A 14157-nucleotide genomic window follows, 5' to 3' on the forward strand; every position below is an offset into this window, starting at 1 on the left:
AATTTTAGAAATGGAAAAGAAAGAAATGTTGTACGAAGGTAAGGCAAAACAGGTATTTGCTACCGATAATCCTGATCAGGTAATCGTGCGTTTCAAAGACGATGCTACTGCATTTAATGCTCAGAAAAGAGGATCTGTTGACCTGAAAGGGGAAATGAACAACGCTATCACAACGCTTATCTTTGAATACTTAAATGAAAAAGGAATCAAGACTCATTTCATAAAACAATTGAACGAAAGAGAGCAGCTGGTAAGAAAAGTATCTATCATTCCTTTGGAAATGGTGGTAAGAAACTATTCTGCAGGAAGCATGGCTCAAAGACTGGGAGTGGAAGAAGGAATCAAATCTCCGGTTACCATTTTCGATATCTGCTACAAGAAAGATGAGTTGGGAGATCCGCTTATCAATGATCACCACGCAGTTTTCTTAGGTGCTGCAACCTATGAGGAGCTTGACGAAATGTATGAGCTTACTTCTGATATCAATGACATCCTGATCGATCTTTTCGACAAGATGAATATTATCCTGGTTGATTTCAAAATCGAATTGGGAAAAACTTCAGATGGCGAAATTATCCTTGCAGACGAGATTTCTCCCGACACGTGCAGACTTTGGGATAAAGACACCATGAAAAAGCTGGATAAAGACAGATTCAGAAGAGATCTTGGTGAAGTTACTGAAGCCTATGTTGAGATCTACAACAGATTGAAACAAGCTTTGGGTAAATAAACTCAGACACTAATGAGATGTAAGTTTTTTATTTAACATAATATTTAATTTTTCATCTAATTAAAAGATCTACCAAATAAAATCTAGATTAGAAAAAATAGAAATGAAAAGTTTAGACATTCATAAAAGTGAATATTTAAAACAGTTTGAAACCCAGACCTACGGAAGAAATCTCTTCAGGTCGCAGGAGGAAGAAAGACTGGATGCTCCTAATGAGGAGTGCGGGATCTTCGGGATGTATTCTGATAATGACCTCGACACGTTTTCGCTTTCACAGTTTGGTCTTTTTGCATTACAGCACAGAGGTCAGGAAGCATGCGGTATTTCTGTTCTGAAGAACGGAAGAATCACCAACATGAAAGATGAAGGACTGGTTTTGGACGTTTATAAAGAAATCCCGGATCCGGAAACTTTTATGGGAAATTCTGCAATCGGGCATACCCGCTATACAACTGCAGGAGACAAAAAAAAATATAACTTCCAGCCTTTTTTCGCCAAAAACGAATACGACCAGATCATTCTTTCTATTGCGCACAACGGTAACCTTACCAATGCAAAAGAACTGAAGACCGAACTGGAAGCAGAAGGTGTAGTTTTCAGAGCTACTTCCGATTCTGAGGTTATCCTCCGTTTAATTCAGAAAAACCTTGATCTCGGACTTCGCGCAGCTATTAAAGTGACGATGGAAAAGATTGAAGGAGCATATTCTGTTGTCGGGATGACAAGAAACAAATTCTTTGCCTTCAGAGATTTCAATGGAATCAGACCTTTGGTGTTGGGAGCAATCGATGAAAAATCATATGTTGTAGCTTCAGAATCTGTAGCTCTGGATGCAGTTGGTGCACAATATGTTCGTGATATTTTGCCGGGAGAAATCGTCTACACTAACGAAAACGAGCCTGGAAGACTTCACTCTTATATGGCTGATGAAGAAAAAGGAAAACAGAGAATCTGCTCATTCGAGTACATTTATTTTGCAAGACCTGACTCTTCATTAGAAAATATAAATGTTTACGAAATCAGAGAGAAATCAGGGGAAAAAATCTGGCACCAGGCACCGGTAGAAGCCGATGTGGTCATAGGTGTTCCGGATTCAGGTGTTCCGGCCGCTATTGGTTTTGCTAAAGCTTCGGGAATTCCGTTCCGTCCTGTTTTGATTAAGAATAGGTATATCGGAAGAAGCTTTATCGTTCCTACTCAGGAAATGAGGGAGCGAGTAGTAAATCTAAAGTTAAATCCAATCATCTCTGAAATTAAAGACAAACGTGTTGTAATTATCGATGATTCCATCGTTCGTGGGACCACTTCCAAAAGACTGGTTAAGATTTTGAAAGATGCCGGAGTAAAAGAGATTCATTTCAGAAGTGTTTCTCCACCAATCATTGCTCCTTGTTATCTGGGAATTGATACTCCGTCAAAAGATGATCTGATCTCTGCAAATATGACGACAACTGAGCTTAGAGACTATTTGGGTGTAGATTCTCTGGAATTTTTAAGTGTTGAAAACCTGAAAGAAATTCTTGGTTCTGCCAATCACTGTTTCGGATGCTTCACAGAAGAATATCCTGTAGGTAAAGGAGAGGAAGTAGAATTATTTAATTAAATAAACTTTCACCTATATAAAACAAAAGGTCAGGCTTCAATGAAACCTGACCTTTTTCGTATTGAAATCAAAATTGTTTAGAATTTAAATGCTAAACCAACCTGGAACAGATTGTTTCTGATCGCATCAGAATTGCTTGGTCTGTCTTTCGCAATATCAGTAAGACCGGCAACGTATCTTGCTGTAATACCGATATTGTCTGTGAAATAATATCCAGCTCCAAGACCGATACCGAAGTTGAATTTATTTAAGCTATCCTTATAATCTCCAGATTCATCAATTGTATTATTATCTGTTTCATTTTTTAATTTATTCTTAGCATTTACCAGGAAACCAAATTCAGGACCTGCTTCTAAGTAAAGATTTGGAATAATGTTATATTGAAACATTACCGGAACAGCAATATAGTCTAAATGTCTTGCACTAGAATAACGTGTTCCTGCAATAGTCTGGTCATACTTATCTCCATACTGAGAATATAAAACCTCTGGCTGGATGCTGAAAGAAGTCGCTACCGGGATATTTGCAAAAACACCCGCGTTGAAACCTATTTTAGATCCTTGGTCATCTAATCCTGATTCGTTTGTTAAAGAAGAAACGTTCATTCCTGCCTTAACACCGAATGCTACAGGAGAAGCAGACGAAGTAGAAGTGGTCGTAGTCGTAGTCTGGGCGAATGCCAATGAACCAGCTGTAAGTGCTATTCCTAAAATTAATTTTTTCATAACTTTAATTTTTTGATAATTTACTTTCTAATTTTAAATTTTACTACTGTCAACTAAATTGACGGGGAGTATCTTTCAAATTGCTTGCCAAAAAATAAAATCATGATAAATATCACTATTAAACGATTTCAATGAAAAAAAGAAGGGTTTATATAAAATATTATTTCTCAAATGTTTATGGAATAAATAAAAGCTGTTTTTAGAAATAATTTAAATTCAAAAAATCTACAGTTTTGACTTTGTTTTTAAACTCTTTTTTAGGGTTAAATGACGTCAGGATCATTTAATTTTCTATAGAACTCTATGGAAGAAGCAATGCTTTTTTTGCTGCATTGATAATCAAAAGTACACGAACCGATTCCTGAAATTAATGAAAAATTGATTTTACTGTCCGTATTCTTTTTGTCATTGATCAGAAGTTGGAAAATATCATCATCCTTAAAGTCACTGATATCAAGATAAGGATAATGCTTTTGAATATTTTCAATAATAACGGTACAGGTTTCTTCAGGAATAAGCCCTTCCGTAAAAGAAAGATAGGTTTCAGCAATCATTCCCATCGCAACTGCTTCTCCGTGAAGAATAGGATTTCCCTGGCTCAGGCACAGGCTTTCAATGGCATGTCCTATTGTATGTCCGAAATTAAGGGTTTTACGGATATTTTTCTCCTGAAAATCTTGTTGTACAATACTCTGTTTAATTTCCATAGAAGTCTCAATATGAGGAATAATGGCTTCGGAATCGAGTTTGGAAATATGGATGAGGTTTTCCCAATGTATTTTATCCGCAATCAGTCCATGTTTCAGCATTTCCGCAAATCCGCTTCTGAGTTCTTTATAGGGAAGTGTTTCCAGAAATTTAGGATAAATGAAAATTTGTTCAGGGAAAGTGAAAGTTCCCACCATATTTTTATAGTGCATTAAGTCAATTCCGGTTTTCCCTCCAATGGAAGCATCACACATTGATAAAAGGGTAGTAGGAATATTGATAAACTGTATTCCTCTCTTATAAGTGGAAGCTACGAAACCGCCCATGTCTGTAATCACGCCGCCCCCAAGATTAATGACAAGCGCTTTGCGGTCTGCCTGCATTTCGGTAAGAATTTCCCAAAGCTGATTCGCAGTCTGAATATTTTTCATTTCTTCGCCCGGCTCAATCTCAAGAATCTCAAACGCCAGATCTGTTTCCATATTTCCTAAAAGAATGGGAAGGCAGTATTCATGCGTATTTTCATCAACAAGAATAAAAATTTTGCTGAAAGATTTTGATTGTAAGAAATCGTTTAATTGCGAAAAGTTGTCGTTTAATATTGTTGTCATTTCCGGATTTTCTGTTGTGTTAATCGTAAGACGATATGCAAAGTTATGATTCTTAATTTTTAACTCGTTGTTAAATATACTATCTTTGCAGAAATTTTTAGAATGAGCAGAGATAATAATAATTCAGAACGACCAAAGAGACCAAGAATTTCAACCAAGAAAAATTCTGATAATTCTCGTGCTTCCAGATCTGGAAATTCTTCAGAATCAAAACCTTTTAAAAAATCTTTCCCGAAAGCAGGAGAGAGAAATTCGGAGTCTAGAAGAAGCGGTGACACCAGTTACCAGGCCCGAATGGATAAGAAATACGGAAAAGCCGAGCAGGAGCCTTATATAACCGGTGCCGGGGAAGAAAAAAAATCTTTCGGTAAATCTGCCCCGAAAAGAGGGGGAAGCAGACCCAATAACTTTGATACCAGAGATAAATACGAAAGAGGCAGCCTGAAATACGGAAAAAGACCGGGAACAGAGAACCGTGAAGATAAAAATAAATCTTTTGTACAGAAAAGGAGGCTGACCAAAATTGATAAGGATATTCATAAAGACACCATCCGTCTGAACAAGTATATCGCTAATTCCGGAATCTGCAGCAGAAGAGAAGCAGATGATTTGATTATTCAGGGATTGGTTGAGGTCAACGGAAAAGTAGTCACCGAAATGGGTTATCAGGTTCAGAAAACCGACAAAGTAGTGTTTGACGGACAGAATATCACACCTGAAAAACCGGTGTACGTTCTTTTGAATAAACCGAAAGGATATATTTCTACAACCAAAGACGATAAAGCCAGAAAAACGGTGATGGATCTTGTAGCCAATGCTTCGCCATACCGTCTGTTTCCTGTGGGAAGACTGGATCGTTCTACAACCGGAGTTATTCTTTTAACCAATGACGGGCACATGACCAAAAAGCTGACCCATCCTTCTTTCGATGCAAAGAAAATTTACCATGTTACTTTAGATAAAAAACTGACGCACGAAGACATGAAGCTTATTGCAGAAGGAATTCGTCTTGATGAAGGAGTAGCAGTGGTAGATCAGATCTCTTTTATTGAAGGAAAACCTAAAAACGAAGTCGGAATAGAAATCCATATCGGATGGAACCGTGTTATCAGAAGAATTTTCCAGAGATTAGGATATGAAGTGGAAGCGCTGGACAGAGTAATGTTTGCAGGACTGACGAAAAAGAACATCAAAAGAGGCCACTGGAGAATCCTTACGGAACTGGAAGTAAACAATCTTAAAATGCTTTAATTGTAAGTATTTTAACCATATAAAGACGCCCGATCAGCGTCTTTTTTTATGCGCCGGATTTACTGGCTTACACTTTCTTTCAGAAGTCATATTTTTCCATCATTATCATGAGAAATCAATGTTAAAATTCTAGGCAATTCCGTATCTTTGGGAAAAATTTTTACAAAAATGATTGAGTGGAAAACCGCCAAAGAATACGAAGATATTACTTATAAAAAATGTAATGGGGTAGCGAGAATCGCCTTCAACAGGCCGGAAGTCAGAAATGCTTTCAGACCCAAAACAACATCAGAATTGTACGATGCTTTTTACGACGTTTATGAAGATCCTTCCATAGGCGTTGTTCTGCTTTCCGGAGAAGGGCCAAGTCCGAAAGACGGAGGCTGGGCTTTCTGCAGCGGAGGTGATCAAAAAGCAAGAGGACATCAGGGTTATGTAGGTGAGGACGGAAGACACCGTTTGAATATTCTTGAAGTTCAGCGACTGATCCGTTTTATGCCGAAAGTGGTTATTGCGGTGGTTCCTGGCTGGGCTGTGGGTGGAGGGCACTCTCTTCACGTAGTTTGTGATTTAACCTTAGCAAGCGAAGAACACGCTATCTTCAAGCAAACGGATGCTGATGTTACAAGTTTCGATGGCGGTTACGGTTCTGCTTATCTTGCCAAAATGGTAGGCCAGAAAAAAGCCCGTGAAATTTTCTTTTTAGGGAGAAACTATTCAGCTCAGGAAGCTTTTGAAATGGGAATGGTAAACAAAGTGGTTCCTCATGCACAGCTGGAAGACACCGCTTACGAATGGGCGCAGGAAATTTTAGCCAAATCTCCTACTTCCATCAGAATGCTGAAATTTGCCATGAACCTTACCGATGACGGAATGGTTGGTCAGCAGGTTTTTGCCGGAGAAGCAACACGTCTTGCCTACATGACGGAAGAAGCGAAAGAAGGGAGAAATGCATTCCTCGAAAAAAGAAAACCGAATTTCGGGGAAGATCAATGGATATCTTAAAATGTTGACGGTTTATAGTTGTTAGTTGATGGATTTTTAGCTAACAACTATAAACAATCAACCATCAACTAAATATTATGACTGACTGGATAAAAGCCGCAAGGCTTAGAACATTGCCGCTCTCTTTAAGCGGAATTATTATGGGCGCTTTCATTGCTAAATGGAGATTGTACGGTGAAGGCGGAATATGGGACTGGAAAATTTTTGCGCTCGCACTTTTAGTGACTTTATTATATCAGGTTTTATCAAACTATGCCAATGATTATGGTGACGGGGTAAAAGGTACCGATGCTAAAAGAGTAACGGAAGCTGAAGCACGCGCAGTAGCTTCAGGAAAAATTACGGCGAAACAGATGAAAAATGCGGTGATTATACTTTCAATCCTGTCTTTTGCAGCAACGGTTGCATTGCTTTATGTCGCTTTCATCCCGGATTATATGAATGAATTTTACATTTTTATAGGTCTTGGGGTTGCAAGTATTTTAGCGGCGATCGGATATACGGTTGGTAAAAAGCCTTATGGTTACATGGGATTGGGAGATATCTTCGTATTTATATTTTTCGGATTGGTTTCAGTTTGCGGAAGTTATTTCCTGTTTACAAAATCATTCAGCTGGGACATGCTGCTCCCAGGAACGGCAGTAGGAATGATGAGTATGGCCGTCCTGAATCTCAATAATATGAGAGACATCGAAAGCGATAAATTATCAGGGAAAAACAGCTTTGCATTGAGGATCGGATTTAAAAATGCGATGATTTACGAAATGATCCTGTTGCAGCTTCCATTGATTTTAATGTTGCTATTTTTAGCGGTGAACGGATTTTTCCAGACTCAGAATTATTATGTTTTTATCGTGATGATTCTGATGCTTCCATTAATGAAAATAAGAAGACAGATCATGGCTGTTAAAAACCCAAGAGAACTTGATCCGTTCTTAAAGCAGGTAGGAATTATGACGTTTATGATGGCGGTTCTTACAGCTTTAGGACTTAACTTCTTTCATTAAATAAAGCATCACCTGTCATGCTGAGCTTGTCGAAGCATCTAGTTATAAACAATTCAAAAATAAATTAAAAATGAAAATACAATATCTGGGACAAAACTGTTTTTTGTTCACCTACAAAGACAAAACAATTTTATCAGATCCTTTTTACAATTACAAAAAAGCAGAATCTGGTTTTGATATTTCTGCACAGAAAATCGATTATATTTTACTGACTCATGCGCACGGGGATCACATTGCAGACGTTGAAGAGGTGTTGCAGCATCATCCTGAAGCAACGATTATAGCAGTTCCTGAAATCTGCGGATATTTTAAAAGCGCAAAAAATACGGATGATGTGAACTTAGGAGGGTCTGCAAAAATTGATGATCTGAAAATTTCCATGGTTCCGGCTCATCATACAAGCTCGTTTCCTGACGGAAGCTACGGAGGTGTTCCGGTAGGGTACATTTTCAGGCTTCCTGAAGGCAGAAACCTATATCTTGCAGGCGATACCGGTGTAATGGCAGATATGGAGCTGTTTCCAAGATTATACGGCCTTTTGGACCTTTCTATTCTTCCGATTGGGAGTCATTACACAATGTGTCCGAGAAAAGCAGCTTTTGCTGCAGCAGAATTATTAAAAACTCCAAAAGTGATGGGTTGTCATTTTGATACGTTTCCTGCCATCGAAATTAATCATGATAGTGCTTTAAAGCATTTTGCGGATAAAAATATAGAACTTGTTTTACCAAAATTGGGAGAAGAGTTCGAATTTTAAATAAATTCTGGATAGGTAATTTGAAAATAAAATTAGAAATGTTGGAAAGTTTAGACATAAAAAAAGATAATCTTCAATTACCTCTCTTCGACTTAAACCAAAAAAAAATGGCAAGCTACCTAAATCACACCGCTACGACCAATTACCTTTGCTGCGTTCCCACCCTGGAGGATTCTCAGGAGCTGGTTGTTTAGGACTTGCCGGTGCAAAGATAGCATTATTTTGTAAACTTAAAAATAATATGACAGAAAAAATAATTGAAAAAAGGCTTTGCCAAAGCTAAATTGCTGAATGTAAGACCAATAATTTTCAATATTTTTTTAAAAAATTAGATATGACGAAAAGCCCTTCCACCTTAGGAATTTTACTGTTTGCTGCTACGATGATCGTTTTTTTCGCAGTGTATTACTTCTTTTCAGGAGTCGAATATTTTGATATTTCACTGAAAGCCAATGCTTTTGTTTTGCCCATTATTTATGCCGGGGCGGCGTTCTGGTCTGTTAAGACGTATTGGAGCAGCCACAAAACAGTAAGCTTTAAAGAAGCATTTAAAAGAGCTTTTGTGCCGATGTTTATCGGTGGAATTTTATCCATTTTCAGCATTTACGCCTTTCTGAATTTCGTTGATACCGATGCGAAAAAACTGTTAAATTACCAATATGTAACAAGACAGAAATCAGAACTTGATAAAGAATATACTTCCGCAAGAAAGATTTTAAAACATCAGAAAGATATTGATGAGCTCGATCAGAAATATAAAGAACGACTTCAAAGTTTTACGCCGGAAGCAGTTAAAGGAAAAGATATGCTTACTGCAAGTCATTTTTCAGGATATTTTGCCGCAGTACTTATATTTTACGTAGTTTTGTCGTTGTTTTTCGGAGCGTTTTTCAGAACCAGAACAATCTACCAGGAACCAGAAATTAAAGAATAATTTTTTACCAAAATTAAATGAATTTATCTATAGTTATTCCGTTATTAAACGAAGAAGATTCTTTGGAAGAGCTTTTTTCAAGGATTGATAATGTATGCAGATCCAACAGCTTATCGTATGAGATCTGGTTTGTAGATGACGGAAGTACAGACTTGTCATGGAGTATTATTGAAAATATGAAAGTTCAGAATCCTCAGATCCATGCCATTAAATTTTCTAAAAACTACGGAAAATCCCAGGCACTTCATGCCGCCTTTGAAAGAACAAACGGCGATGTGATTATTACCATGGATGCCGACCTTCAGGACTTCCCGGAAGAAATTCCGGAATTATATTCAATGGTGGTCAATGAAAATTACGACATTGTTTCCGGATGGAAGAAGAAACGTTTTGATAACGTAATGACGAAAAATGTACCGTCAAAACTGTTCAATGCAGCGGCAAGAAAAGTTTCCGGAGTGTATCTTCACGACTTCAACTGTGGGCTGAAAGCTTATAAAAAACAGGTGGTAAAAACCATTGATGTATACGGAGATATGCACCGTTATATTCCTGTTTTGGCTGCCAATGCAGGTTTCAGGAGAATTACGGAAAAAGAAGTTCAGCACCAGGCAAGACCTTACGGAACTTCAAAATTCGGAACCGAAAGATTCATCAGAGGTTTCCTAGATTTGGTAACTCTTTGGTTCGTTAGCCGTTTCGGAGGAAGACCGATGCACTTTTTCGGGGCAGTGGGAACATTAATGTTTATTGTAGGTTTTCTTTCGGCACTTTGGCTGGGCATTTCAAAACTGATTGATGTAGCAAGAGGTATGTACGGCCATCTGATTACTGATAATCCATGGTTTTTTATTGCTTTAACGATGATGCTTATGGGAACATTGCTTTTTATCGCAGGATTCTTAGGAGAAATGATCATCAGAACAAACAGAGAGCATAAAAATTATAATATAGACGAGGTGATTTAAATGGAAAAGAATTTACCCAAAATTTATTCTAAAAAAGCAATTTTAGGTTTTTCTATTTTTCTTTCAAGTCTTTTTGGAGGAGTTTTGCTTTATCAGAACTTAATCGATGATGGAAAGAAAAAAGAAGCTTACATTGTTTTGGGAATTTCTATTTTGTTAACAGCTGTCACCATATTTATAGGGAGTTTTCAGGAGAATCCCAGAAGTTCATTAGGATACCTGAGTGGTTTATTGGGAGGATGTTTGTTTTCCTATTACTTTGTGCCAAAGTACTTTCCAAATGAAGATCAATATCCTAAAAAGCAAATCTGGAAGCCATTAATTATAGGTTTGATAATTGTTGGAGTTTATGTGACTATAATCTTATATGGAAACTCAATGGAAAATACTTAAGAGATGTAACTAACATGAACAAAAAAAGTTGTTTAAACTGTGGCCATTCGGTTTCCGATGAGTTTTGTCCTCATTGCGGACAGAAGACCGACACAGCAAGAATAACTCCTAAATCTATTATTAAAAATGATATTTTAGGTTCAATCTGGCACGTTGAGGCCAGGTTTTTCAATACTTTAAAAAATATTATATTCAGACCCGGCAAAACGGCAATGGATTATATTGCAGGAAAAAGAATCAGATACAACAATTTTATCCCGTTGTTACTGGTTCTTTTCAGTTTTAATGTATTAGGATTGCATTATTATGAAAAATTTGCATCGGCAGAGGTTCTTGCCGAGGATTCCGAAGTTAAAGATTTCCTGTCGAAGTATTCAAAGGCCGTTTTATTTGTCCTCATTCCGATGTTTGCAGTCAATGCATATTTTCTATTCAGAAGAATAAAATTGAATATTGCCGAGCATTTTATCATCGGAACTGTTAGTCTTTTAGGAATTTTAATCCTATTTTTGTTGGACGATATAGTGAGTCTGATCGGCTTGTGGAAACCGGTTTCAAAGATTTTCTTTGCCATCGACCAACTCTTATTCGGCGTTGCTCTTCTTTTTCCTGCTGTTACGTATTGGAATGCCTTTAAAAATTCCTATACATCATGGGGAATGGTTTGGAGAGTGATGGGATTGTATTTTCTGATGACACTGGAAAGCACGGTTATAGGTTTAATCTTATATGAAATATTTTAAATGAATATGAAAGGTATAGTTTACACATTTTTATTAGTATTAGTAGTGTCCTGCGGAAAACTTTCGCCTAAAGGGAATATTGAAAGAAAAGATGTGGATGTTCCGGAATTTGTAAACCTGGATCTGGATGGGAAGTTCCGGGTGTTCTATGCGAGAGGAACGAAAAACTTTGTAGAAATTGAAACCTATCCGAACGTTGCAGACAATCTTGATGTAGATGTCAGTGATAAGACACTCACCATTAAAGAAAAGCGTGCTACAAAAGGCGTTGACTTTTATAATGTGACCATTTATTCAAAATATAGCCTGGAAAAAATTGCGATTTCAGATTCGGTAGAAATAAATATTTCAAGCGAAATTAAGACTGATAATTTTAGGCTTAATTTAAAAAATTATGCTACTTTTATGGGTTCGGTAAACACAAGAAGGGCAGAAGTTGAAATGCTGAATAAAAGCAGGGCCAACTTTTTGGGACAGACCAAAGATGCTGTGATAAAGATTTCCGATACGGCAAGTCTTATTGCTCCTTACTGGAAAATCGAAAACCTGAATATCGAATCTAAAAACGGAAATTATGCTGAAGTCAATGTGAAGGATTCTCTGAAAGGTCATATTCGCAACACTGCTAAATTAACGTATTACAATGATCCCATCCGCGCTTTTAAAATTGATAAAAGTACGAAGGTGGAAAATAAAAAATTAGACTAAGCTGGAAGTAGGAGGCTGGATGATGGAAGTTAACAGCATTCTACCTTTTGGTTAAAACAAAACATAATTTAGTAAATTATATATGAAAAGCTATAATATAATGAACCAGATTATAGCATTTAGAAATAAGATAAAAAAATAATAATTAGCTGGGAGTTTGAAGCTGGAAGAGATCCTTTCTTCCATTTTCAATCTTCCATCCAAAATAAACATACACGAAATACAGATATGACAACATTAGAAAAAGCAAAACTTTGGTTACACGAATCATTTGACGAAGATACTAGAAATGCCGTACAGTTATTGATAGAAGGCAATTCGCCGGATCTGGAAGATTCTTTTTACAGAGAATTGGAGTTTGGTACAGGAGGAATGAGAGGAGTGATGGGTGTAGGGACCAATCGTTTAAATAAATATACCTTAGGTCAAGCTACACAGGGACTTGCAAATTATATGTTAAAGCAGTTTCAAGGTGAGGAAATCAAAGTGGCCATCGCTTATGATGTAAGAAATAACTCGAAAGAATTTGGAAAACTGGTAGCTGATGTTTTAACAGCTAACGGAATTAAAGTATTGCTTTTCAAAAATCACAGGCCAACTCCGGAACTGTCATTTACGGTGAGAAACAGAAACTGTCACGGAGGAATTGTTTTAACGGCATCTCACAACCCGCCGGAATACAATGGCTATAAAGTATATTGGAATGACGGCGCTCAGATTGTTCCGCCACATGATGAAGCGATTATTAATGAAGTATATGCTGTAAAATTTGAAGAAATTAAATTTAATGGAAACGATGATTTAATCGAATGGATCGGAGAGGAGCAGGATGATGTTTATATTGATGCCTGTATTGAAAATTCTACCTATCAGAATGTAGGAAAGGGAAATTTAAATATCGTTTTTACATCCATTCACGGGACAACTTATACAACCGTTCCAAAGGCTTTGGAAAAAGCGGGCTTCAAGAAGATTGATCTTGTAAAAGAACAGATGATCCCAAGCGGAAACTTCCCGACAGTAGATTCTCCGAATCCTGAAGAGCCTGCTGCGCTGGAAATGGCGCTGGATCTGGCAAAAATTACCAATGCCGATATCGTAATCGGAACAGATCCGGATGGAGACCGATTGGGAATTGCCGTAAGAAACCTTGACGGAGAAATTCAGCTTTTGAACGGAAATCAAACCAATACCATTCTTACCTATTATATTCTGAATGAGTGGAGAAAGCAGGAAAGAATTACCGGGAAGGAATTCATCGGGTCTACCATTGTAACATCCGATATTTTCTTTGATATTGCCCAAAAATTTGGGGTAGAATGTAAAGTGGGACTGACAGGATTCAAATGGATCGGAAAAATGATCCGTGATTTCGAAGGTGATGAAAAATTCATTTGCGGCGGGGAAGAAAGTTTCGGGTTTATGACAGGAGATTTCGTGCGTGATAAAGATTCATGCGGAAGTATTATCCTGGCCTGCGAAATTGCAGCATGGTGCAAAGCCAACGGAAGAACAATGTACCAATATCTTATTGAGATTTATCAGGAAACAGGAATGTATTATGAAGGTTTGGTAAATCTGGTTAGAAAAGGAAGAGACGGAGCAGAAGAAATTCTGAATATGATGAAAAATTTCCGTGAAAACCCGCCAAAATCATTAGCCGGATCACTGGTAGAAGAAGTAAAAGACTTTAAAGAACAGACGAATTTCATTGTTTCAAAAAATGAGAAGAAAGTAATGGACGATATTCCAAAGTCGAATGTATTGATTTATTATACTCAGGACGGGACTAAAGTTTGTGTAAGACCTTCCGGAACGGAACCTAAAATTAAGTTCTATATTTCTGTTAAAGATTCAATTACTTCTGAAGCGGATTTCAGGGATAAATTAAAATCTCTGGAGGCAAAAATTCAGGAGGTAAGAAGAGATTTACAACTCAGTTAATATAACGATGTATCAATCTGGCAGTTTACCAATAATTATTATTAAAACATTGTTGCACTGTTACATAAAT

Annotated in this window: 14 protein-coding genes and 1 other RNA gene; 12 read left to right on the forward strand and 3 right to left on the reverse strand. The window is 37.2% G+C overall.

The window, feature by feature from the left end:
• Positions 1-10 precede the first annotated feature (10 nt).
• Complete coding sequence (gene purC, locus ACYT6F_RS13925) at positions 11-730, forward strand: phosphoribosylaminoimidazolesuccinocarboxamide synthase (protein WP_472598250.1); 720 nt, start codon at positions 11-13, stop codon at positions 728-730.
• 103 nt (positions 731-833) lie between these two features.
• A complete protein-coding gene (gene purF, locus ACYT6F_RS13930) occupies positions 834-2333 on the forward strand; it encodes an amidophosphoribosyltransferase (RefSeq protein ID WP_472598251.1) in 1500 nt (499 codons plus the stop codon).
• A 77-nt stretch (positions 2334-2410) separates the two neighbouring features.
• Here purF and ACYT6F_RS13935 read toward each other — a convergent pair whose 3' ends face one another.
• Positions 2411-3058 carry a porin family protein gene (locus ACYT6F_RS13935; protein WP_472598252.1) on the reverse strand — a complete coding sequence of 216 codons (648 nt, stop codon included), beginning with the start codon at positions 3056-3058 and terminating at the stop codon, positions 2411-2413.
• Between the two features lie 263 nt (positions 3059-3321).
• The gene (aroB, locus tag ACYT6F_RS13940; protein WP_472598253.1) at positions 3322-4377 is read right to left on the reverse strand and encodes a 3-dehydroquinate synthase; all 1056 of its coding nucleotides are present in this window, start codon (positions 4375-4377) and stop codon (positions 3322-3324) included.
• Positions 4378-4479: 102 nt separating this feature from the next.
• Here aroB and ACYT6F_RS13945 point away from each other — a divergent pair, with 102 nt between their 5' ends.
• The 4 genes from ACYT6F_RS13945 to ACYT6F_RS13960 all read left to right on the forward strand — a co-directional run bounded on the left by ACYT6F_RS13945 (position 4480) and on the right by ACYT6F_RS13960 (position 8397).
• Positions 4480-5628 (forward strand): pseudouridine synthase, encoded by a 1149-nt coding sequence (locus ACYT6F_RS13945; protein ID WP_472598254.1) that lies wholly within the window; start codon positions 4480-4482, stop codon positions 5626-5628.
• 168 nt (positions 5629-5796) lie between these two features.
• Positions 5797-6633, forward strand: a complete 837-nt coding sequence (locus ACYT6F_RS13950; protein ID WP_472598255.1) for a 1,4-dihydroxy-2-naphthoyl-CoA synthase — start codon at positions 5797-5799, stop codon at positions 6631-6633.
• A gap of 77 nt (positions 6634-6710) precedes the next feature.
• Positions 6711-7640 carry a 1,4-dihydroxy-2-naphthoate octaprenyltransferase gene (menA, locus tag ACYT6F_RS13955; RefSeq protein WP_472598256.1) on the forward strand — a complete coding sequence of 310 codons (930 nt, stop codon included), beginning with the start codon at positions 6711-6713 and terminating at the stop codon, positions 7638-7640.
• A gap of 70 nt (positions 7641-7710) precedes the next feature.
• Positions 7711-8397 carry a metal-dependent hydrolase gene (locus ACYT6F_RS13960; protein WP_472598257.1) on the forward strand — a complete coding sequence of 229 codons (687 nt, stop codon included), beginning with the start codon at positions 7711-7713 and terminating at the stop codon, positions 8395-8397.
• A gap of 105 nt (positions 8398-8502) precedes the next feature.
• Here the strand turns inward: ACYT6F_RS13960 and ffs are convergent.
• Positions 8503-8600: signal recognition particle sRNA small type (ffs, locus tag ACYT6F_RS13965), an RNA gene on the reverse strand.
• Positions 8601-8731: 131 nt separating this feature from the next.
• On the opposite strand from ffs, the gene ACYT6F_RS13970 reads away from it, so the two are divergent.
• The 6 genes from ACYT6F_RS13970 (at position 8732) to ACYT6F_RS13995 (ending at position 14087) form a co-directional block, all read left to right on the forward strand.
• Positions 8732-9331 carry a DUF4199 domain-containing protein gene (locus tag ACYT6F_RS13970; RefSeq protein ID WP_472598258.1) on the forward strand — a complete coding sequence of 200 codons (600 nt, stop codon included), beginning with the start codon at positions 8732-8734 and terminating at the stop codon, positions 9329-9331.
• Between the two features lie 17 nt (positions 9332-9348).
• Positions 9349-10299 carry a glycosyltransferase family 2 protein gene (locus ACYT6F_RS13975; protein ID WP_472598259.1) on the forward strand — a complete coding sequence of 317 codons (951 nt, stop codon included), beginning with the start codon at positions 9349-9351 and terminating at the stop codon, positions 10297-10299.
• The gene (locus ACYT6F_RS13980; RefSeq protein ID WP_472598260.1) at positions 10300-10692 is read left to right on the forward strand and encodes a hypothetical protein; all 393 of its coding nucleotides are present in this window, start codon (positions 10300-10302) and stop codon (positions 10690-10692) included.
• Positions 10693-10706: 14 nt separating this feature from the next.
• Positions 10707-11435, forward strand: coding sequence for a DUF3667 domain-containing protein (locus ACYT6F_RS13985; protein ID WP_472598261.1), 729 nt, complete (start codon positions 10707-10709; stop codon positions 11433-11435).
• A 6-nt stretch (positions 11436-11441) separates the two neighbouring features.
• Positions 11442-12143, forward strand: coding sequence for a GIN domain-containing protein (locus tag ACYT6F_RS13990; RefSeq protein ID WP_472598262.1), 702 nt, complete (start codon positions 11442-11444; stop codon positions 12141-12143).
• A 228-nt stretch (positions 12144-12371) separates the two neighbouring features.
• On the forward strand, positions 12372-14087 hold the full coding sequence (locus tag ACYT6F_RS13995) for a phospho-sugar mutase (RefSeq protein ID WP_472598263.1): 1716 nt from the start codon (positions 12372-12374) through the stop codon (positions 14085-14087).
• The last annotated feature ends 70 nt before the right edge of the window (positions 14088-14157 follow it).

It is taken from the genome of Chryseobacterium sp. NG-CE01 (genome assembly GCF_055695505.1).